The organism is Bradyrhizobium sp. SPXBL-04 (assembly GCF_051853035.1).
Classification (GTDB): domain Bacteria; phylum Pseudomonadota; class Alphaproteobacteria; order Rhizobiales; family Xanthobacteraceae; genus Bradyrhizobium; species Bradyrhizobium zhanjiangense.
In genome coordinates this window covers 7,757,574-7,776,938 of the sequence record NZ_CP182472.1, presented here as the reverse complement: position 1 = coordinate 7,776,938, position 19,365 = coordinate 7,757,574, and the positions used below count along the sequence as shown (strand labels likewise).

Genomic DNA, 19,365 nt, shown 5'->3' with positions numbered 1-19,365 from the left:
CATCTGCGGCGGCCCGACCGGGTTGCATGACCAGATCATTATCGCGAGCCAAGCCATCTCGCCGCGGCTACCTGGACACCGATGCACCGCGGGAATTGGTGATTGGAGCCGGGTAGGGGTCTGCGGCGCCGTGTGCTATCGACCGTGGACGACGCTGTCGCTATTGGCAGGCGCCGACACATGATGGGCTCGTGACCACAACCATAAACATCAATGCCTACAGTGACGCGCTGGTGGTCCTCGGCACTGCCGGCGTGGTGGTGCCAATTGTCCGCCATTGGGGCATCAATCCGGTGCTGGGCTATCTCGGTGCCGGCGCCATTCTCGGCCCGCTCGGACTCGGCTCGCTCGTTCGAGAACTCCCGTTCCTGTACTGGTTCACCGTGGCGGACGCGCAGAACGTCGAAGGTATCGCCAATCTCGGCGTCGTGTTCCTGCTATTCCTGATCGGGCTCGAACTGTCTTTCAGGCGGCTCGTGACGATGCGACGCCTGGTGTTCGGGCTTGGCGGCCTGCAGGTGCTGGCGACGTCCGCGATCATTTTCGGCGTGACCCTTCTCGCGGGGCAGGATTCCGATACAGCCGTGATCCTCGGCGCGAGCCTTGCGCTGTCCTCGACGGCGATCGTGCTCGAGCTTCTGTCCACCGAGAGACGGCTTGCGACCACTGCGGGGCGCGCCAGCTTCTCGGTGTTGTTGGCTCAGGACCTTGCAGTGATTCCCATTCTGGTGCTCGTCTCGGTGCTTGGCGCAGGCAGCGGTGGCTCCGTCGTGGCGCACATCTCCAGTGCGATCTTGAAGGCCGGAGTAGCGGTCGCTTTTCTCATTCTGATCGGACGGCTGCTGATGCGTCCGCTGTTCCAGCTGGTTGCGGGCACCCATTCGACGGAGCTCTTCGTCGCGGCGACCTTGTTCGTCATCGTCGGCGCAGGCCTTGCCGCGCACCAAGCCGGCCTGTCGATGGCGCTCGGAGCATTCGTTGCAGGACTGATGCTGGCGGAAACGGAGTACGGCAAGGCCATTGAGGCCACCGTCGATCCATTCAAGGGCCTGCTGCTAGGCATCTTTTTCTTCACCGTCGGTATGGCCATCGACTTCCGCGTGTTCATGCGCGAGCCCGGTTGGCTGCTGGCCGCCGTTATCGGCGTTCTGGCGGGTAAGGCGATCGTACTCATCATCCTGGGCCGCCTCTTCAGGCTCTCGTGGCCGTCGGCGATCGAGATCGGCTTCCTGCTGGGTCCAGTCGGCGAATTCGCTTTCGTAAGCATCGGGATGGCGGCGGCGCTCGGCCTGATCGAACCTCGCGTGTCGAGCTTTGCCGTCGCCATCACCGCCGTGACGATGGCATTGACGCCGCTTTTGGGCGTGCTCGGACGACGATTGGCCGCGAAACTGGGGAGCGAGCGCACCCTCGATCCCGAACTGACGGTTCGGCCGCCCGGCGACCGGGCGCAGGCCATCGTGGTCGGCTACGGCCGCGTTGGAAAAGTCGTCTGCTCGCTGCTGACGAGCCACGGCCTGAACTACATCGCGATCGATAACGAAGCAGTCGCCGTGGCGCGCGACCGCCGCGACGGTCATAAGGTCTATTTTGGTGATGCGACAGAACCGGGCTTTCTTGAAGCCTGCGGCCTGATGCAGACGACTGGTGTGATCATTACCATTCAGTCGCGAGCAGCGATCGATGCCGTCGTCGAGCGGATTCGCGCAGTGCGGCCGGACGTGCTGATCGTCTCACGTGCGCGGGACGCCGATCATGCCCGTCACCTCTATGCGATCGGCGCAACCGATGCGGTGCCGGAAACCATCGAGGCAAGCCTGCAACTTTCCGAAGCCGCACTGATCGGCCTCGGAGTCGCGGTCGGGCATGCAATCGCCTCGGTGCACGAGAAGCGGGACGAATTTCGGCTGACATTGCAGCAAGCCGCCCGCATTGCAGCAGAAGAGAAAACTCGTCTCCTCGATAGCACGGGGCGCCGGTCCCCGAGATAGCCGCCTATCCGGGCGGCCGTGCGCTGCGGACTGTCGTGATCTGGCAAAACCCACCCGCGCGGACTACATCTGCGCCATGACAAATGCTCCGCGGGCAAACCCTCCGCTCCAGGATTTCATCGGCCGGCACGAACGGCTGTTCGTGCTGACCGGCGCCGGCTGTAGCACCAATTCGGGCATTCCCGACTATCGCGACAGCCACGGCAATTGGAAGCGGACCCAACCGGTCAACTTCCAGGCTTTCATGTCGGACGAGCATACGCGCCGGCGCTATTGGGCGCGCAGTCTGATTGGATGGCGGCGGTTCGGCCATGCGAAGCCGAATGATGCGCATCATGCGCTGGCCCGGCTCGAGGCGAATGGCCGGTGCGGGATGCTGCTGACCCAGAACGTCGATCGGCTGCATCAGTCCGCCGGCCACCGCCAGGTGATCGACCTGCATGGTCGGCTCGATCTGGTCCGTTGCATGGGCTGCGGTGGCAAGACGCCGCGCGATGAGTTTCAGCACGCGCTTGGTCGCGCGAATGCAGCCTGGCTGACGCTCGATGCCGCCGATGCACCTGATGGCGACGCCGATCTGGAGCACGAGGATTTTTCGTCCTTCGAAGTGCCGGCCTGCGAGGCCTGCGGCGGCATCCTCAAGCCTGACGTCGTGTTCTTCGGCGAGAACGTCCCCCGCGACATCGTCGCCACGGCGCAGGATCATCTGGCGCAGGCCGACGCCATGCTGATCGTCGGCTCCTCGCTGATGGTCTATTCCGGATTCCGCTTTGTCCGGGCTGCCGCGCAGCGCAATATTCCGATTGCGGCGGTCAATCTCGGCCGCACCCGGGCCGACGATCTCCTGACGCTGAAGGTCGAGGAGCGCTGCGAGGCGGCGCTCGCATTCCTGCTCTGAAGATGGACGGCTAGCCGGACTTCGGATAGAGCTTCAGGAGCGCGGTCGACGCCTCGCTTGCTCGCCGTGCGATCTCGTTAGTGCTCGGGCGATTGGTGGCCTGTAGCAGTAGGCCCGTCATCAGATCTCCCCACAACAATCCAAGAAATTTCTCGGTCGTCGCGTCGGGGTCACCGGCAAGAAGACCTTTTGATCTGGCGTCCGCCATGATCATCCGCAGTGAATCGCGGATGGGCTTGCGGGCGACGGTATCTAGCGCATGCGCAACTCTTGGTGCATGTACGGCCTCGGATATGGCCAGCCGAAACACGGCGACGACGACCGGATCGGTCGTTTCCGTCAATAGCTTCGACCCAAACGCGGCAAGCACTCTTGCCAGCATGTCCCTGCTGCGGATCGTGGGAAGGTCCGCCGGTGCCTTGAGCCGCTGGGCGCGTTCGGTGATGCATGCGACCAGCATCGCCTCCTTGTTGCCGAACAGCGAGTAGAGCTCGCGTTTGGAAACGCGCGCACGCGTCGCGATCTCCAGAGTGCTCGTCTGCGCGTAGCCACCTTCCATGAACGCGGAAAGCGCTGCGTTCAGGATCCGCTTCCGGGCCTCAAGTCCATCGGCGTTTTCCTGGGGCGGCTCCTTCTTCGGACTCATCGACGTAATCTTCCTCTTGACTTGGTACCAATCGGTACCATATCCGTTTCGCGTGGTACCGCATCGTACCAGAATGTAGTGAAACAGGAAAGGACCGAGACGATGAGAGAGACAATCCTCGTGACCTCCGCCGCAGGGGGCACCCAAGGTCAGACCGGCCGGCACGTGTCCGAAATGTTGCTCCGGCGCGGCCATCAGATCCGCGCGCTCGTGCGCCAAATCGACAGTCGTTCCGACAGGCTCAAGTCGCTCGGCGCAGAGATTTTCGTCGGCGACTTCCTCGACGTCCGCTCCGTTGAACAGGCGGCAAAGGACGTCTCGGCGATCTATTTTGCCTATCCCGTCCAGGACGGACTGGCAGAAGCAACCGCGGCAATGGCCTTCGCAGCACGCCGGCATGGTATTTCGCGGCTTGTCAATCTCGTGATGTATCAGTCATCGATCGATGCACCGACCCCGCGCATGCGGCAGAATTATCTGTCCGAACAGGTTTTCGAATGGGCAGGCGTCGGCCCGCTGCATTTGCGGGCCACCGTCTTCTACGAGAACGTGGCTCGTCTTGTCGGCGCGAACCTGCCGGAGCGCGGTGCAATCCGCCTGCCGTTAGGTGACGAGAGCACCATTCTGCCGTTGATCTCGGCTGAAGACGTGGCGCGGGTCGCCGTGGGTCTCCTCGTTGGCCCCAAGCAGGTCGCGGGATCCGCCTATCCCATCATCGGGAGCGTCAATTCCATCGGCGACATCGTCAAGGCGTTCGCGCACGTCTTCGACAGGGACGTCCACTACGAGGAAATCACCGACGCGGAGTGGCGCAGCGAAGTCCTGTCGCGAGGCTGGAATGCGCACGCGGTCGAGCACCTCTCCTCGCTCTGGAAATCGCTGCGGGCTGCCCGGCTCCCGGCTGAAGCTGCGCGTTTCGTTGCGACGGATACCATCGAAAAAATCGGTGGCGCACAGCCGAAGACATTTCAACAATTCGTCCGCGAGCGACAGTCCGAGTTGCTTGCGCCTGCTGCGAAGGCCTAGCCCGAGGGGAATGCACATGGACAGACGCCGGTTTCTGGCTGCGGCCTTGGCTCCGCTCGCATTGCAGGCGGCGCCCCGCGCAATGTCATCAAGCGCTTTTGCGGCAAGTTCGGAACGAGGTGAAAGAATGACTGGGATCAAGCAGCGAATTATCGAAACCAACGGAATCCGCCTCAACATTGCCGAGCAGGGTGAAGGGCCTCTGGTGCTGCTGGTCCACGGCTTCCCCGAGACGTGGTATTCTTGGCGGCATCAGATCGGCGACCTTGCCGCCGCCGGTTTCCGCGTCGTCGCTCCCGACATGCGCGGTTATGGAAAGAGCGACGCGCCGCAGGCGATCGACCAATATACGATCCTGCATCTCGTCGGAGACATGATCGGCATTCTCGATGCGTTGGGCGTGCCGACTGCCGTCATCGTCGGGCACGATTGGGGCGCCAGCGTTGCCTGGCAGGCGGCTCTCACGCGCCCTGATCGCTTCAGGGCCATCGCCGCGCTCAGCGTCCCGTTCCGGCCGCGCGCCAAGGCGCCACCGACCAGTCTCATGCCACGCACCGAGACTGCGCAATTCTATCAGCTCTATTTCCAGGAGCCGGGTCCTGCGGAGGCTGAGTTTGGACGCGATCCGCGCGCGACCCTTCGCAACATGCTGTTTGGCGCGTCCGGCGACGGCGTGGCCGCGGCTCGCGCGGCCGGCGGGACACCGACGAACCTTGCGATGGTCCCGAAGGGTGGCGGTTTCCTGCAAGGACCCGGTGCGCCGGCAACGTTGCCATCCTGGATCAGCGAAAGCGACGTCGACCATTACGGAGAGGAGTTTCGACGAAGCGGCTTTCGCGGCGCGCTAAACTATTACCGTAACCTCGATCGCAATTGGGAAATCACGGGTGCCTTGACAGGCCTTCAGGTCACCATACCCGCGCTCTACATGGCGGGCGATCGTGACTTCCTGCTGTCTTCCCCCGGAACGGACCAGTTGCTCGCAAATCTGAAGACTCTCGTTCCCGGCTTGCGAAAGGTCCAGATGCTTCCGGGGTGCGGCCATTGGACTCAGCAGGAGCGGCCAGGCGAAGTCAGCGCCGCGCTCGTCGAATTCATGCGCGCACTGCCGAGCCGCTCCTGAGCGATGTGGCTTCCGCAAAGCGTCGTCATCAGGGCCGGTCGAACAACCGGCCCTGATTTGCAAGGGAGGTCGTCCAAGCCAACTTGGCAATGCTGCATAGGTGCCACGCAAAACCGCCTTCTCGACCGGCACGTTCGCTGGTATGAAAATTGCTCAGTTTCACCCTGAGTTATGACGATCAGCGCGGAGAATTTGGAATGCTTGAGGGAGCCGAGGTGCGGCTTGCCGTCGATATCGGGGGCACATTCACCGACATCGTGCTGGACGTGGGCGAGGCGCGCAAGACGCGCAAGGTGCTGACGACGCCGCAGCGGCCGGAGCAGGCGGTGCTGGACGGGATGCGCCTCATCCTCACTGATGCGCGTGCGCATATCAGCGACATCGACGTCTTCATCCACGGCACTACGCTCGCCACCAACGCCATCATCGAGCGCCGCGGCGCGAAAACCGCTCTGATCGCAACGGACGGCTTTCGCGACGTGCTCGATATCGGCACCGAGAGCCGCTACGACCAATATGATCTCAGCATCGACAAGCCGAAGCCGCTGGCGCCGCGCAGCCTGCGCTTTACCGTGCCCGAGCGCATCGACGCGCACGGTGCCGTTCGGCTCCCGCTGGACGAGATTGCTGTGCGCGCGCTCGCGCCAAAATTGCGCGAGCGAGGCGTCGAGAGCGTCGCGATCGCCTTCCTGCACTCCTACGCCAATCCCGAGCACGAGCGCCGCGCCGCAGCGATCCTGGGCGAGGAGATGCCTGGCATCTCCGTGACCGTGTCGTCGGCGGTGTGTCCGGAAATTCGCGAATATGAGCGCACCTCTACCGCGGTAGCGAACGCCTATGTGCAACCGCTGATCGACGGCTATCTCGCCCGCATGGCCGATGCCTTGCAGGTCGAGCAGTTCCGCGGCGCCATCTATCTCGTCACCTCCGGCGGCGGCGTCACCTCGATCGAGACGGCGCGGCGCTTTCCGGTGCGTCTCGTCGAATCCGGCCCGGCCGGCGGCGCCATCTTCGCGGCGCAGATTGCCGCAAGGTTGGGCGAGAGCAAGGTGCTGTCGTTCGACATGGGCGGCACCACTGCAAAGATCTGTCTCATCGAGAAGTACCAGCCCGAGACCTCGCGCGTGTTCGAGGTCGACCGTGCCGCGCGCTTCCTCAAAGGCTCCGGCCTGCCGGTGCGCATCCCCGTGATCGAGATGGTCGAGATCGGCGCCGGCGGCGGCTCGATTGCGCATGTGGACGCGATGAAGCGTGTCACCGTCGGTCCCGAGAGCGCCTCGTCCGAGCCGGGACCGGCCTGCTACGGCCGCGGCGGCCAGCGTCCTGCCGTGACGGACGCGGACGTTGCGCTCGGCATGATCGATCCCGATGCGTTTGCGGCGGGCACGATCAAGCTCGATCCGGAGCTTTCGAAGCAGGCGCTGCTGCGCGACGTCGGCGAGCCGCTCGGCCTGTCGGCGGAAACCGCGGCCTATGCCGTGCACGAGGTCGTCTGTGAGAACATGGCGAGCGCGGCGCGCGTGCATGCGGTCGAGCGCGGTGCCGTGGTTGGCCAGCACACGCTGATCGCCTTCGGTGGCGCTGCGCCGTTGCATGCGGCGCGCGTCGCCGAGAAGATCGGCGTCTCCCGCGTGATCGTGCCCTCGAATGCCGGCGTCGGATCGGCCGTCGGATTCCTGGCGGCGCCCATCGCTTACGAGCTGGTGCGCAGCCGTCACGTCCGGCTCGATGATTTCGACACCGAGGCGGTCTCTGATCTCTTGCAGGAGATGGCGACCGAAGCGCGCGCGCTGGTCGAGCCCGGCGCCGCCGGCGCGCCGGTGCGGGAGCGCCGCGCCGCCTTCATGCGCTATGTCGGCCAGGGCCATGAGATCTCGGTCGAGCTGCCGAACCGGCGGCTGGCGACCGCTGATCTCGCCGGTCTGCGCCAGAAATTCGAGGCAGATTATTCAGCGATGTTCGAGCGGCCGATCCCGGGTGCCGCGATCGAGGTGTTGAGCTGGTCGGTGCTCGCGACCACCGAGGCGCGCAATCCACCCGCGGTCGCGGCCGTCGCGCGCAAGTCCGTCGGAAAGGCAGTCGGCAGCCGCAAGTTCTTCGACGGCCGCGCAGGCGAGGTGATCGAGATCCCGCTCTATCGCCGCGAGGACATGGCGCCCGGTGCCACCATTGCGGGCCCGGCCGTAATCGCCGAGGACGAGACCTCCACCTTCGTCTCGACCAGTTTTGATGCTCATATCGACGGTGCCGGCAGCATCGTCATGGAACGAAAGGCGGCCTGATCATGAGCAAGGCAAGCGGCGCGAGCCTGATCGATCTCCAGATCATGTGGCACCGGCTGATCGCCGTGGTCGAGGAGCAGGCGCAGGTGCTGCTCCGCACCGCGTTCAGCCCGATCGTGCGCGAATGCGGCGACCTCTCCGCGGGTGTGTTCGACCTCAAGGGCCGCATGCTGGCGCAGGCGGTGACCGGCACGCCCGGCCACGTCAACTCGATGGCGGAATCGGTCAAGCATTTCATTGCCCATTTTCCGATCGAGACGATGAAGGAGGGCGATGCCTACATCACCAACGATCCCTGGATGGGCACCGGCCATCTCAACGATTTCGTCGTCACCACGCCCTGCTTCAAGGACGGCAAGCCTGTCGCGCTGTTCTCCTGCACCAGCCATCTCATGGACATCGGCGGCATCGGTTTTGGACCCGATGCCACCGACGTGTTCATGGAGGGGCTCTACATCCCCATGCTGAAGCTGATCGACCAGGGCGTCGTCAACGAGACGCTGATGGCGATGATCCGCACCAACACGCGGCTGCCGATCGACACCGAGGGCGACACCTATTCGCTGGCCGGCTGCAACGACGTCGGCTGCGAGCGCCTGGTCGAGATGATGAACGAGTTCGGCATCGAGACGCTCGACGAGCTCGGCGACTACATCTGCGACCGCTCGCGCGAGGCCGTGCTTGCCGAGGTCGCAAAGCTGCCAAAGGGCAGCTGGCGCAACACCATGGTCGTCGACGGCTATGATGCGCCGGTGACGCTCGCAGCGACGCTGACCATCTCGGACGAAGGCATCCACGTCGATTTCGACGGCACCTCAGCCGCCTCCAATTTCGGCATCAACGTGCCCCTGTCCTACACCACGGCCTATACCGTGTTCGGCCTCGGCTGCGTCGTCGCCTCGCACATCCCGAACAATGCCGGCTCGCTCTCGCCGCTGACGGTGTCGGCGCCGGCGGGTGCGATCCTCAATGCGCCGAAGCCTGCGCCGGTCGCCTCGCGTCACGTCATCGGCCAGATGCTGCCCGACGTCGTGTTCGGCTGTTTGCGCCAGATCATTCCCGAGCGCGTGCCGGCCGAAGGCACGTCGTGCCTGTGGAATCTCAATGTCCGCGGACAGACGCGAAGCGGCGCCGGCGGCAATTACGGGTTCTCGATGGCGGTGACCTCCAATGGCGGCACCGGTGCGCGCTTCGGCAAGGACGGCCTGTCGGCCACCGCCTATCCCAGCGGCGTGCGCGGCACGCCGGTCGAGATCGCAGAGACGCAGACACCTTTGATCTTCTGGCGCAAGGAGCTGCGTCCGGATTCCGGCGGGGCAGGGCGCACCCGCGGCGGGCTCGGTCAGATCATCGAGGTCGGCAGCGGCGTCGATGCGCCGTTCGACATCCTGGCGGCGTTCGATCGCATCGATCATCCGCCGCGCGGGCGCGATGGCGGCCGGGACGGCGAGGCCGGCTATGTCGGCCTCAAATCCGGCAAGAAGCTGCGTGGAAAAGGCTTTCAGCAGGTGCCGCCGGACGACCGGCTGGTGGTGCTGACACCGGGCGGCGCCGGCATTGGCGATCCCGGCAAGCGCGAGCGCGCGGCGGTGAAGGACGACGTCGAGAGCGGTTTCGTGTCTTCAGACAATGCAGTTGCAGTTTATGGGTACGCGCGGTGACGCGATGGTAAACGGAGGGGAGCAATGATTACGCGAAGGAATTTCACCGCGGGTGCAGCGACGCTGCTGGCCGCTGGTCACATCTCCACCCGCGCCCGGGCGGCTACGGTCAGCTGGGACATGTCAACGGTCTGGCCCGACGGCAATTTCCACACCCAGAACGCTTTTGCCTTCGCGGAAGAGGTGAAGAAGCAGAGCAGCGGCTCGGTCGCGATCACCGTGAAGGCCGGGGGCCAGCTCGGCTTCAAGGGCCCCGAGCATCTGCGCGCCGTGCGCGACGGCCTGGTGCCGCTCGCTGACGTCCTCAACATCCAGCAGGTCGGCGACGAACCCTTCATGGGCGTCGAGAGCATCCCCTTCCTCTGCGGCTCGATGGACGAACTGAAGGTGCTGCACAAATATGTGCGGCCCGAATACGAGAAGGTCGCCGCCCGCAACAACCAGAAGATCCTCTACATCGTGCCGTGGCCGACGCAATATCTGCACCTCAAGGTCAAGGTCGCCGACGTCGAGGGCCTGAAGAACATCAAGATCCGCGTGCCCGACAAGAACGCCGTCGACATGCTGGCCGTGGTCGGCATGGCGCCGGTGATGATTCCCTGGGGCGAGACGATTCCCGCGCTGGCGTCGGGTGCGGTCTCGGGCGTTTCCACCTCGGCGGTCTCGGGGGTCGACGGAAAGTTCTGGGAGTTCCTGAAATACATCTACCCGACCAACCACGTCTGGTCGTCGCAGATGCTCACCGTCAATCTCGATTCCTGGAAGGCGCTCTCCAGCGATCAACAGAAGCTCGTTACGGATATCGCGGCGAAGATGGAGCCGGCATTCTGGGCCAATTCTCTCAAGGCCGACGTCGACAGCCTCAACCGTCTCAAGGAGGGCGGCATGGAGGTGGTACCGGTCTCGGACGCGATGATGACGGCCATCCGCAGCAAGACCGCACCGCAGCTCGATGCGTTCCTCAAGCGTGTGCCGGCGGCCGACAAGCCGGTGCGGGCCTATCTCGCCGAAATGAAGCGTGGCTGAGGGCGACGTCGTGGTGAGCGTCTCGCCCGAAGCTCCGCAGAGTCTCAATGCAGCGGCGCCGGCGCCGCTGCGCATCCTGCTCGACGGCATCGACCGCCTCGGCCGGCTCGACGGCTGGATCGGCGGCGGCTGCTTGTTGATGCTGACACTGCTGATGCTATGCGAGGTCGCAACGCGCTTCCTCTCGAACTTCTTTTCATTCTTCCCGCCGTCGATCTCAATCGCCTGGGAATACTCGTCCTATCTGATGGCGGCGTCCTTCACCTTCGGCGCCGCCATGACCTTGCGTGTCGGCGGTCACATCCGTGTCGTGCTGCTGCTCAAGAACGCGCCGGCCTTGGTGCAGCGCGCGCTCGAGATCCTGTCGGCGGCGGCCGGCTTCGCCTTCATGGCGTTCCTGACCTCGGCGATGGCAAAGTTCGCCTTTGGCGCCTATGTGCGCGGCCAGGTCTCGACCTCGAGCGATACGCCGCTGTGGTTTCCGCAAGCCGTCGTCACCTTTGGCATGCTGCTGCTAACGCTTCAGTTCCTGGCGCGTGCGATCCAGGCCATGCTCGGCCTGCCGCTGGAGGATCACCGCATGAAGGCCTCGCCCGTCGAATGATCGCCCACACGCCAATCCCCGCACAGCGGATCCCATGACCATCGAAGTCGTTGCCCTGTTTGCGATCCTGTTCGCGCTGTTGGCTTGCGGCGTCTGGATCGGCCTGACGCTGGCGCTCACCGCGACGCTGCTGCTCGCGATGTTCCGCTCGATCCCGCTCGACAAGCTGTTGCCGCAATATGCCTGGAACATCCTGACCACGCAGGAGCTGCTGGCGCTGCCGCTCTTCATCCTGATGGGCGAGCTGTTGTTTCGCACCCGCCTGTCGCGCTCGCTGTTTCAGGGGCTCGCGCCCTGGGCCGGGCTTTTGCCCGGCCGCCTGCTGCATGTGAACGTGATCGGCTGCACCATTTTCGCGGCAATCTCGGGCTCGTCGGCCGCGACCACGCAGGTGATCGGCCGCATGTCGCTGAACGAGCTGCTGCGCCGCGGCTATTCCCGCGACATCGCGATCGGCTCGCTCGCCGGTGCCGGCACGCTCGGCTTCCTGATTCCGCCGTCCAACATCATGATCATCTATGGCGTGCTCGGCGACGTCTCGATCCTGAAGCTGTTCACCGCCGGCGTGCTGCCTGGTCTGCTATTGGCCGCCACCTTCATGGCCTGGGTGATGCTGCACACCAGCCTAAACGGCACCATGGTGCCGGAGACGGAAGCAAAACTCTCGCAGGTGCCGTGGAGCGAGCGCTTCGCGGCGCTGAAGGACCTCGCGCCGGCGCTGTTCCTGATCGCCTGCGTGCTCGGTTCGATGTATGGCGGGCTTGCGACGCCGTCGGAAGCTGCGGCTGTCGGCGTGCTCGGCGCGGCGCTGGTCGCCTGGGCGCAAGGAGCGATGTCGCAGCAGGTGATGAGGGACGTGCTGATCGGCTCGGTCGTGACCTGCTCGATGATCGCACTGATCGTGCTCGGCGCCTCGATCCTCGGCAACGCGGCGGCCTTCCTCGGCATCCCGCAAGCGGTGGCGGCCTTCGTCAAGGGACTTGGCCTGTCGCCTTTCATGCTGATCGTGGCTTTGGTCGTCTTCTATCTCGTCCTCGGCTGCTTCCTCGACGGCTTCTCGATGATCGTGATGACGCTGCCGATCGTGAAGGCGGCGGGCTTCGACGAGGTCTGGTTCGGCGTCTTCCTGGTTCTCGCTGTCGAGATGGCGCAGATCACCCCGCCGGTCGGCTTCAACTTGTTCGTGATCCAGGGCCTGACCGAGGACGGCCTCGGCTACATCGCGCGCGTGACGATGCCGTATCTCATGATCATGATCGGCTTCGTGCTGCTGCTCACATTGTGGCCCGGCATCGTCACGATCCTGCCGCGGGTGCTGTACGGATAGATTTGCGCCGTCCCGGCTGAGCGGCCGGGACGGCATTTCGATGCTTCTGGCTTACGCCGCCGCCTTCTTCCGCGCCTGCTCGGCCTTGTACAGCTCGAACTCCTCCGCGATCGCCTTCGCGATCGAGGGCCGCTGGCGCAGGCGCTCGTAATAGGCCTTCAGGTTCGGCCATTTCGCGAGCTCGATCGGCGGCGTCGCCATGGTCCAGTTGATGACCGTGACGAGATAGGCATCGGCGACGCTGAAATGGTCGAGCAGGAATTCACGTCCCTTGAGATGATTGTCGAGATAGTCGAGCCGCGACAGATTCTTCTCTAGCGCATAGGCCTTGGCCTCCTGCGGCGCCTTGCGGTCGAGCACGGGCACGAACAGGGCCTTGTGCAGCTCGGTGCCGATGAAGCAGAGCCATTGATGTAGTCGCGTGCGCTCGATGCCCGCAGCGGCGCCGAGGCCGGATTGCGGGAAACGGTCGGCAACATATTGCAGGATCGCGGCGTTCTCGGTCAGCACCACGCCCTCGTCGGTGCGCAGCGTCGGCACGAGGCCAATCGGGTTTACGCTGCGGAAGTCGGAGCCGTCACTCAGCACTGTCTTCGTCGGCGGATCGACTTCGAGATAGTTCGCTTCGGCGCCAGCTTCATACAGCGCCACGCGGGTCGCCATCGAGCAGGCGAGCGGCGAGAAATAGAGATCCATCTGTAGCCTCCTTGGGCAATTCCTTCTGGGTGTCGCTCAACCTGGCCAGATTGATTTTTGTACTGTCTTGCATAATATAGGGTCGGTCAAGGATTATTTTGCGAAATGGTACAAAAATCGAAACCGCCAGCTGCTGCCAACGGACCCAAGCGCCGTGGCCGGCCGCGTGCCTATGAGCCCGATGTCGCGCTCGGCAGAGCGCTCGACCTGTTCCGCAAGCAGGGCTTTGCTGCGACCTCGCTCGACGATCTCAGCGAAGCCACCGGCATGAACCGCCCGAGCCTCTATGGCGCGTTCGGCGACAAGCGCGAGCTCTACATCAAGAGCTACCAGCGCTACCGGGAGGAAGCGCGCGCATCGATGGTGGAGATCTTTCGCCAGGAGATGCCGGTGCGCCAGCGGCTGGAGCGCATCTTCGCGTCCGCGCTGAACATCTATCTCTCGGGTGACACTGGTCCGCGGGGCTGCTTCACGGTGGTGACTGCGGCCTCCGAGGCGGTGAGTGATCCTGAGATCCGCGCCATGGTGCTCGAAGGTCTCACCGAACTCGACAAGGCCTTTGCCAATTGCTTCCGCCGCGCCAAGGAGAAGGGCGAGCTGCCTGATAGCGCCGACCCGGCGGTGCTGGCGCAGGTCGCATCCGCCACGGTGCACACGATCGCCATCCGTTCCCGCGCCCGCGTCCCGCGCAAGGAGCTCGAGGCCATCGTCAGCGGCGCGATCGACGTGATGGTGGGGGCTAAACCCTAGCTGTCGTCCTGGCGAAAGCCAGGACCCATAGCCACCGAATGCAGTTTTGGCGAAAGCTCGGGTTAGAACGTCGTGCCGCAACTTCTCCCTGGGGTAATGGGTCCTGGCCTTCGCCAGGACGACATCCAATTTGCAGCGCAGCTACGCCGCGCGGATATGCGCGAGGAAGCGGTCCACTTCGTCCCGCAGTCGCTGCGACTGCTTTGACAGCTCGATCGCCGATCCCAGCACCTCCTCAGCCGCGGTGCCGGTCGCCGCGATGCCGGCGGTAACGCCGGAGATGTTTTGCGAGACCTCGCCGGTGCGAGCTGCGGCCTGCTGGACGTTCTGCGCGATCTCTTGTGTCGCCGTGCCTTGCTGACCGACGGCTGCCGCAATCGCGGCCGAGATTTCGTCGACCTCCCGGATCGTCGCACAGATCGACTGGATGCCGTCGACAGCACCGGTGGTCTCTCCCTGTACCGCTGTCACCTGCGCGCCGATCTCCTCCGTCGCCTTCGCGGTCTGGGTCGCCAGCGCCTTCACCTCGGAGGCGACCACGGCAAAGCCGCGGCCGGCTTCGCCCGCGCGCGCCGCCTCGATCGTCGCGTTCAGCGCGAGCAGATTGGTCTGTCCCGCAATGCCATTGATGAAGGAGACGACGTCGCCGATCTTTTGCGCGGCGTCGGCAAGGCTCTGCACGCGCGCATTCGATCGTTCCCCGTCGCTCGCAGCCCTGCCGACGACCTCGGTCGCATGGGCGAGGCGGCGGCTGATCTCGGTCATGGACGAGGACAGTTCTTCCGCGGCGGCCGCCACCGTCTGGACGTTCTCCGAGGCCAGCGCCGAGGCCGAAGACACCGTGCGGGTCTGTTGTCGCGACTGCTCGACGATCTCGGACATCGAGCGGGCGGTGTGCTCCATCTCGACCGCGGCCGAGGATACCGTGGTGACGACGTCGCGGATGCTGGCTTCGAAATTGTCGGCGAGCGCGCCGAAAGCGCGCCGCTTCTCCGCTTCGGAATGCGCCTTGGCCTCGAGCTGCTCGGCTTGGAGTTTGCTAAAGCTTACGGCATTGTCGCGGAACACCGCGACGGCCTTCACCATTGCGCCGACCTCGTCATTCGCCTTGCTGGCGGGAATGGCGACGTCGAGCCGACCATCTGCGAGCTCGCGCATCACGCTCGTGATCGAGATGATCGGGCGCGAAATGCTGCGAGCAATGAGATAGCCGACGATCGCGGCCAGCACGAGCCCGAGCGCGGCGATCCCGATCGCAAGCATCCAGGCGCGGTCGGCCGAGGCCTCGTAGTCGGCATTGTCCATCACCAGCTCGACCGCACCGAGCGGTTTGCCGGAAAAATCCTTGATCGGTCCGAGCAGCGCGGCGACCGGCGTGGTGTCGAGCTTGGCCTGCCGCACCGTGAAGTCGCCGCCGGTGGCGCGGCCGTAATCGGCCGCATCGAAGAAGCTCTTGCCCTTCAGCGTGCCACCGAACAGCTTGAAGCTTGAACCGTCGGCGAGATGGAAGGCGACGTCGACATGGCTGTTGGCCTTGAAGTCGTCGAAGAACGGTTGGCCGAAGGTCAGACCGAATTCGACCGTGCCGAGATGCTTGCCGGCTTGCGCGATCGGCACCACGCCGCGGATGCCGAGTCCGGCCACACCGCCCTCGAGACCGACTACGACCTTGCGGTCCTGGTTAGCGACGACGACCGTCTTGCGAAAGCCGGAGAGGTCGTCGCCGAATTTCGCCGGCTGGTGCACGCGCAAGAACGAGGTCGCCGGCGCCACATGGAACTGGAACTGATCGACGCCGTAGTCCGGCTTGGTGGCGGCAAACACCGGTCCGAACAGGCGCACTAGCGCCTCGCGATCCTGCTTCGCCATGGCCTCTTGCGTCGCCGGCATTGACGCGACTACGGCGCTCATCGCGGCGGCGCGACGCGATTCCTCGGCGATGCGCGATTGCAGCGCATCGTAATGGCTGCGCAGCTCGCGCTGGTCGGCCCGGTCGATGATCCCGGCGATGATCCACATCGCTCCGAGCACGGCAAACAGGGCAGTCGCCGCCGCCGTCACCGCCAGCGCAACCGTGATCCGCATCCTGAGGCCGAGGTTCGCTCGCATGTTCGACCCATTCGTTGAGCGTTGATTAACAACGTCTATCAACTTCTCGCTAAGAGAGGGTGAACGGGGATGCTGGTGGGGAGGGGCGGGGCGACGAGCCCAACAAAGCTGTCGTCCTGGTCAAGCGCAGCTCTTGGCAACGCGTAGCGTTGTCCAGGGCGGAGCGCAGATCCAGGACCCATTACCCCAGGAAGTGGTTTGGCGAAGACTCCGATTACGACTTCGCGCCGCAACTTCTCCCTGGGGTAATGGGTCCTGGCTTTCGCCAGGACGACATCGAAAGTGAGGCGCGGTCGTGCCTCTTCCAACCAGGCGAGGCCTCAATACCCCCTGGCCCGATCCACCACATTCTCCAGCACACCGCCCGCTTCGAAGCGCGCGATCTGCTCGGCGACGTAGGCCGAGATCGCGTCCGCGTCGGTGTCGGCTGCGTTGTGCGGGGTCAGCAGCACCTTGGGATGGGTCCAGAACCGGCTGTTTGCCGGCTGCGGCTCCTGGACAAAGACGTCGAGCGAGACGGCGCCAAGCGTGCCGTCGTCGAGGCAGGCCAGGATGTCGGCTTCGTTCTGCAAGCCGCCGCGGCCGGCATTGATCAGCACCGGCGCGCCGAGCGGGCTGTTGCGGCTGAGCTTGGTGAAGACGTCGCGATTGAGGATGCCATGCGTGTCCGGCGTCAGCGGCAGCAGGCAGACCAGGATGTCGGTCGCGCGCAGGAACGCGTCGATTCCGTTCGTGCCGTGGAAGCATTCGACGCCCTCGATCGTGCGCCGGCTGCGGCTCCAGCCGGCGACGCGGAAGCCGAGCCGGCGCAGCGCATCGGCCGCATCAGTGCCCAGCGTGCCGAGCCCCATGATGCCTACCGTGACCGCGCTCGCCGGCCATTGATATGTCGGCTCCCAGCGCTTGTCGCGCTGGCACTGGCGCAAATAGAGCTCCTGGCGATGGTGCATCAGCACATGCAGCACGACATATTCGGTCATGCGGTTGGTCAGGTCGGGCACGGCGACGCGCACCAGCGGCACATCGGGCAGGCTCTTGTCTGCCATCAACGCGTCGACGCCGGCGCCGAGATTGAAGATCGCACGCAGATTGGGGAACGCACCGAGATCGCCCGGCACCGGTTTCCAAACGGCGGCATAGTGCACCTCGGCCGGATCAAGGGCGGAATCGGGCAGCAGCACCACGCGCCGGCCGCCGCAGACCGCGTCGAACCGGGCCTTCCAGCGCTCCGGCAGCCAGTTCTGCTGCGTGCTGTTGATCAGGACGGCCAGTGTGCCTTTGGTCATTCGAAGTGCCTCGTCGAGTTCCGCTTGAGAAGGCCCTCCTTGGCACGATCTGCCGGATTTTTCTTGCAAATTTTTTCCGCAGCCCTGTCGGGGCGGGGCATATTGGCGCGTCTTTAGAACAGACGAGGAAAGTGTCGCCTATGCTTTATGCCATTCTTTGCTATCACGATGAGGACTTCGTCGGCTCCTGGAGCAAGGACCAGGACGAGGCCGTGATGAAGAAGCTCGCCGTGGTGCAGGAGAAGCTCACACAGCAGGGTCGGCTCGGCCCGGTGGCGCGGCTGTTGCCGACCACCGCGGCGGCGACGCTGCGCAAGGAAGACCCGCCGCTGGTGCTCGACGGCCCCTATGCGGAGACCAAGGAGCAGCTGCTCGGCTTCTATATCGTCGACTGCAAGAACCTCGACGACGCGCTCGATGTCGCGCGCGAGCTCGGCGCTGCCAATCCCGGCGGTGCCTATGAGGTGCGTCCCGTCGGTGTGTTCAGGCCCGGAGGGAATCTGACGTGAGCGAGGCCGATACCGCCTGGATCGAGACTGCGCTGACCTCGGCGCGCCCCCAGGCGGTCGGCGCGCTGCTGCGCTATTTCCGCGATCTCGATACCGCTGAGGAGGCTTTTCAGAACGCCTGCCTGCGTGCGCTGAAAACCTGGCCGCAGAACGGGCCGCCGCGCGATCCCGCGGCCTGGCTGATCATGGTCGGCCGCAACGTCGCGATCGACGAGGTCCGCCGCGCCCGCAAGCAGCAACCGCTGCCAGAGGACGACCAGGCGATCTCCGATCTCGACGACGCCGAAGGCGCACTTGCCGAGCGGCTCGACGGCTCGCATTACCGCGACGATATTTTGCGGCTGATGTTCATCTGCTGCCATCCGCAGCTGCCGGCGACGCAGCAGATCGCGCTGGCGCTGCGCATCGTCTCCGGCCTCACGGTGAAGCAGATCGCGCGCGCCTTTCTGGTCTCGGAAGCCGCGATGGAGCAGCGCATCACCCGCGCCAAGGCGAAGGTCGCTGACGCCGGCGTACCCTTCGAAGCGCCCGGCGCGGTCGAGCGTTCCGAGCGGCTCGCCGGCGTCGCGGCCATGATCTACCTGATCTTCAACGAAGGCTATTCGGCGAGCGGCGATACCGCGGAGCTTCGCAAGCCGCTGTGCGAGGAGGCGATCCGGCTGGCGCGGCTGCTGCTGCGGCTGTTCCAGAGCGAGCCGGAGATCATGGGCCTGACGGCGCTGATCCTGTTGCAACATGCGCGCAGCGCCGCGCGCTTTGCCGCGGACGGGTCGCTGATCCTGCTGGAGGACCAGGACCGTTCGCTGTGGAACCGCACCATGATCGCGGAGGGCCTCGCCCTGATCGACAAGGCGATGCGCCACCGCCGCAGCGGGCCCTATCAGATCCAGGCCGCGATCGCCGCGCTGCACGCGCGCGCATCGACGCCGGAGGAGACCGACTGGTCGCAAATCGACCTGCTCTACGGCGCGCTCGAACTGGTGCAGCCCTCGCCGGTGGTGACGCTCAACCGCGCGGTCGCGGTCTCCAAGGTGCGCGGACCGCAGGCCGCACTCGAGCTGATCGAGCCGCTGGCGCCGAAGCTTGCCAACTACTTCCATTTCTACGGTGTGCGTGGCGCCTTCCTGATGCAGCTCGGCCGCAACGATGAGGCCCGCATCGCCTTCGACCGCGCCATCGCGCTCGCCAACACCTCCGCGGAAGCCGCCCACATCCGCATGCATCTCGATCGCCTGATCCGGGACAGCCAGCCGAAGCCGAAGGAAAGCGCTAAGGAAAGCGCTAAGGCGAAATAGGGCAACACCATCTCCGCCGTCATGCCCGGGCTTGTCCCGGGCATCCACGTTCCCTCTTGGCGTTCAAGGCGTGGATGGCCGGGACATCTGTGCGAAGACGCGCTTCGCGCTAATGCCCGGCCACGACGTAGGGCGG

Annotated in this window: 16 protein-coding genes; 12 read left to right on the top strand and 4 right to left on the bottom strand. The window is 64.8% G+C overall.

Annotated features, from left to right (window positions below; translation table 11 throughout):
- Positions 1 to 191: 191 nt before the first annotated feature.
- Entirely contained in the window at positions 192 to 1,991 is a 1,800-nt protein-coding gene (locus ACNJX8_RS37075) for a cation:proton antiporter domain-containing protein (RefSeq protein ID WP_439358691.1), read from the top strand.
- 76 nt (positions 1,992 to 2,067) lie between these two features.
- On the top strand, positions 2,068 to 2,889 hold the full coding sequence (locus ACNJX8_RS37070; protein WP_439358690.1) for an NAD-dependent protein deacetylase: 822 nt from the start codon (positions 2,068 to 2,070) through the stop codon (positions 2,887 to 2,889).
- A 10-nt stretch (positions 2,890 to 2,899) separates the two neighbouring features.
- Here the strand turns inward: ACNJX8_RS37070 and ACNJX8_RS37065 are convergent, their stop codons facing one another.
- Positions 2,900 to 3,730, bottom strand: coding sequence for a TetR/AcrR family transcriptional regulator (locus tag ACNJX8_RS37065; protein WP_439358689.1), 831 nt, complete (start codon positions 3,728 to 3,730; stop codon positions 2,900 to 2,902).
- Between ACNJX8_RS37065 and ACNJX8_RS37060 the strand changes: the two genes are divergently transcribed.
- The 7 genes from ACNJX8_RS37060 (at position 3,638) to ACNJX8_RS37030 (ending at position 12,584) form a co-directional block, all read left to right on the top strand.
- Complete coding sequence (locus ACNJX8_RS37060) at positions 3,638 to 4,561, top strand: NmrA family NAD(P)-binding protein (protein ID WP_439358688.1); 924 nt, start codon at positions 3,638 to 3,640, stop codon at positions 4,559 to 4,561. The two genes, ACNJX8_RS37065 and ACNJX8_RS37060, sit on opposite strands and share 93 nt — an antisense overlap.
- A 127-nt stretch (positions 4,562 to 4,688) precedes the next feature.
- On the top strand, positions 4,689 to 5,684 hold the full coding sequence (locus tag ACNJX8_RS37055; protein ID WP_439358687.1) for an alpha/beta fold hydrolase: 996 nt from the start codon (positions 4,689 to 4,691) through the stop codon (positions 5,682 to 5,684).
- Between the two features lie 197 nt (positions 5,685 to 5,881).
- Entirely contained in the window at positions 5,882 to 7,966 is a 2,085-nt protein-coding gene (locus tag ACNJX8_RS37050; protein ID WP_439358686.1) for a hydantoinase/oxoprolinase family protein, read from the top strand.
- Positions 7,967 to 7,968: 2 nt separating this feature from the next.
- The gene (locus ACNJX8_RS37045) at positions 7,969 to 9,627 is read left to right on the top strand and encodes a hydantoinase B/oxoprolinase family protein (protein WP_439358685.1); all 1,659 of its coding nucleotides are present in this window, start codon (positions 7,969 to 7,971) and stop codon (positions 9,625 to 9,627) included.
- A gap of 24 nt (positions 9,628 to 9,651) precedes the next feature.
- The gene (locus ACNJX8_RS37040; protein WP_128945083.1) at positions 9,652 to 10,653 is read left to right on the top strand and encodes a TRAP transporter substrate-binding protein; all 1,002 of its coding nucleotides are present in this window, start codon (positions 9,652 to 9,654) and stop codon (positions 10,651 to 10,653) included.
- 10 nt (positions 10,654 to 10,663) lie between these two features.
- Positions 10,664 to 11,257 carry a TRAP transporter small permease subunit gene (locus ACNJX8_RS37035; RefSeq protein ID WP_439362032.1) on the top strand — a complete coding sequence of 198 codons (594 nt, stop codon included), beginning with the start codon at positions 10,664 to 10,666 and terminating at the stop codon, positions 11,255 to 11,257.
- A 34-nt stretch (positions 11,258 to 11,291) separates the two neighbouring features.
- Positions 11,292 to 12,584 (top strand): TRAP transporter large permease, encoded by a 1,293-nt coding sequence (locus tag ACNJX8_RS37030; protein ID WP_439358684.1) that lies wholly within the window; start codon positions 11,292 to 11,294, stop codon positions 12,582 to 12,584.
- Between the two features lie 51 nt (positions 12,585 to 12,635).
- On the opposite strand, the gene ACNJX8_RS37025 is transcribed toward ACNJX8_RS37030, so the two are convergent.
- On the bottom strand, positions 12,636 to 13,280 hold the full coding sequence (locus tag ACNJX8_RS37025; RefSeq protein ID WP_128940104.1) for a glutathione binding-like protein: 645 nt from the start codon (positions 13,278 to 13,280) through the stop codon (positions 12,636 to 12,638).
- Positions 13,281 to 13,385: 105 nt separating this feature from the next.
- Between ACNJX8_RS37025 and ACNJX8_RS37020 the strand changes: the two genes are divergently transcribed.
- Positions 13,386 to 14,030, top strand: coding sequence for a TetR/AcrR family transcriptional regulator (locus ACNJX8_RS37020; protein ID WP_128940105.1), 645 nt, complete (start codon positions 13,386 to 13,388; stop codon positions 14,028 to 14,030).
- Positions 14,031 to 14,171: 141 nt separating this feature from the next.
- On the opposite strand, the gene ACNJX8_RS37015 is transcribed toward ACNJX8_RS37020, so the two are convergent.
- Together ACNJX8_RS37015 and ACNJX8_RS37010 are read right to left on the bottom strand one after the other, a co-directional pair.
- On the bottom strand, positions 14,172 to 16,139 hold the full coding sequence (locus ACNJX8_RS37015) for a cache domain-containing protein (protein ID WP_439358683.1): 1,968 nt from the start codon (positions 16,137 to 16,139) through the stop codon (positions 14,172 to 14,174).
- A 320-nt stretch (positions 16,140 to 16,459) separates the two neighbouring features.
- On the bottom strand, positions 16,460 to 17,425 hold the full coding sequence (locus tag ACNJX8_RS37010) for a 2-hydroxyacid dehydrogenase (protein WP_439358682.1): 966 nt from the start codon (positions 17,423 to 17,425) through the stop codon (positions 16,460 to 16,462).
- Between the two features lie 140 nt (positions 17,426 to 17,565).
- On the opposite strand from ACNJX8_RS37010, the gene ACNJX8_RS37005 reads away from it, so the two are divergent.
- Together ACNJX8_RS37005 and ACNJX8_RS37000 are read left to right on the top strand one after the other, a co-directional pair.
- A complete protein-coding gene (locus ACNJX8_RS37005) occupies positions 17,566 to 17,934 on the top strand; it encodes a YciI family protein (protein WP_128936532.1) in 369 nt (122 codons plus the stop codon).
- A complete protein-coding gene (locus ACNJX8_RS37000) occupies positions 17,931 to 19,229 on the top strand; it encodes an RNA polymerase sigma factor (RefSeq protein ID WP_439358681.1) in 1,299 nt (432 codons plus the stop codon). The genes ACNJX8_RS37005 and ACNJX8_RS37000 overlap by 4 nt, the downstream gene beginning before the upstream one ends.
- The last annotated feature ends 136 nt before the right edge of the window (positions 19,230 to 19,365 follow it).

Excerpts from the sequence above, each read along its gene's own strand:
- ACNJX8_RS37070 (WP_439358690.1), top strand. The coding sequence starts at position 2,068 with ATGACAAATGCTCCGCGGGCAAACCCTCCGCTCCAGGATTTCATCGGC.
- ACNJX8_RS37060 (WP_439358688.1), top strand. The coding sequence starts at position 3,638 with ATGAGAGAGACAATCCTCGTGACCTCCGCCGCAGGGGGCACCCAAGGT.
- ACNJX8_RS37065 (WP_439358689.1), bottom strand. The coding sequence starts at position 3,730 with ATGGCCGCGCCGGAGCAACATTTCGGACACGTGCCGGCCGGTCTGACC.
- ACNJX8_RS37055 (WP_439358687.1), top strand. The coding sequence starts at position 4,689 with ATGACTGGGATCAAGCAGCGAATTATCGAAACCAACGGAATCCGCCTC.
- ACNJX8_RS37050 (WP_439358686.1), top strand. The coding sequence starts at position 5,882 with ATGCTTGAGGGAGCCGAGGTGCGGCTTGCCGTCGATATCGGGGGCACA.
- ACNJX8_RS37045 (WP_439358685.1), top strand. The coding sequence starts at position 7,969 with ATGAGCAAGGCAAGCGGCGCGAGCCTGATCGATCTCCAGATCATGTGG.
- ACNJX8_RS37040 (WP_128945083.1), top strand. The coding sequence starts at position 9,652 with ATGATTACGCGAAGGAATTTCACCGCGGGTGCAGCGACGCTGCTGGCC.
- ACNJX8_RS37030 (WP_439358684.1), top strand. The coding sequence starts at position 11,292 with ATGACCATCGAAGTCGTTGCCCTGTTTGCGATCCTGTTCGCGCTGTTG.
- ACNJX8_RS37025 (WP_128940104.1), bottom strand. The coding sequence starts at position 13,280 with ATGGATCTCTATTTCTCGCCGCTCGCCTGCTCGATGGCGACCCGCGTG.
- ACNJX8_RS37020 (WP_128940105.1), top strand. The coding sequence starts at position 13,386 with ATGGTACAAAAATCGAAACCGCCAGCTGCTGCCAACGGACCCAAGCGC.
- ACNJX8_RS37015 (WP_439358683.1), bottom strand. The coding sequence starts at position 16,139 with ATGCGAGCGAACCTCGGCCTCAGGATGCGGATCACGGTTGCGCTGGCG.
- ACNJX8_RS37010 (WP_439358682.1), bottom strand. The coding sequence starts at position 17,425 with ATGACCAAAGGCACACTGGCCGTCCTGATCAACAGCACGCAGCAGAAC.
- ACNJX8_RS37005 (WP_128936532.1), top strand. The coding sequence starts at position 17,566 with ATGCTTTATGCCATTCTTTGCTATCACGATGAGGACTTCGTCGGCTCC.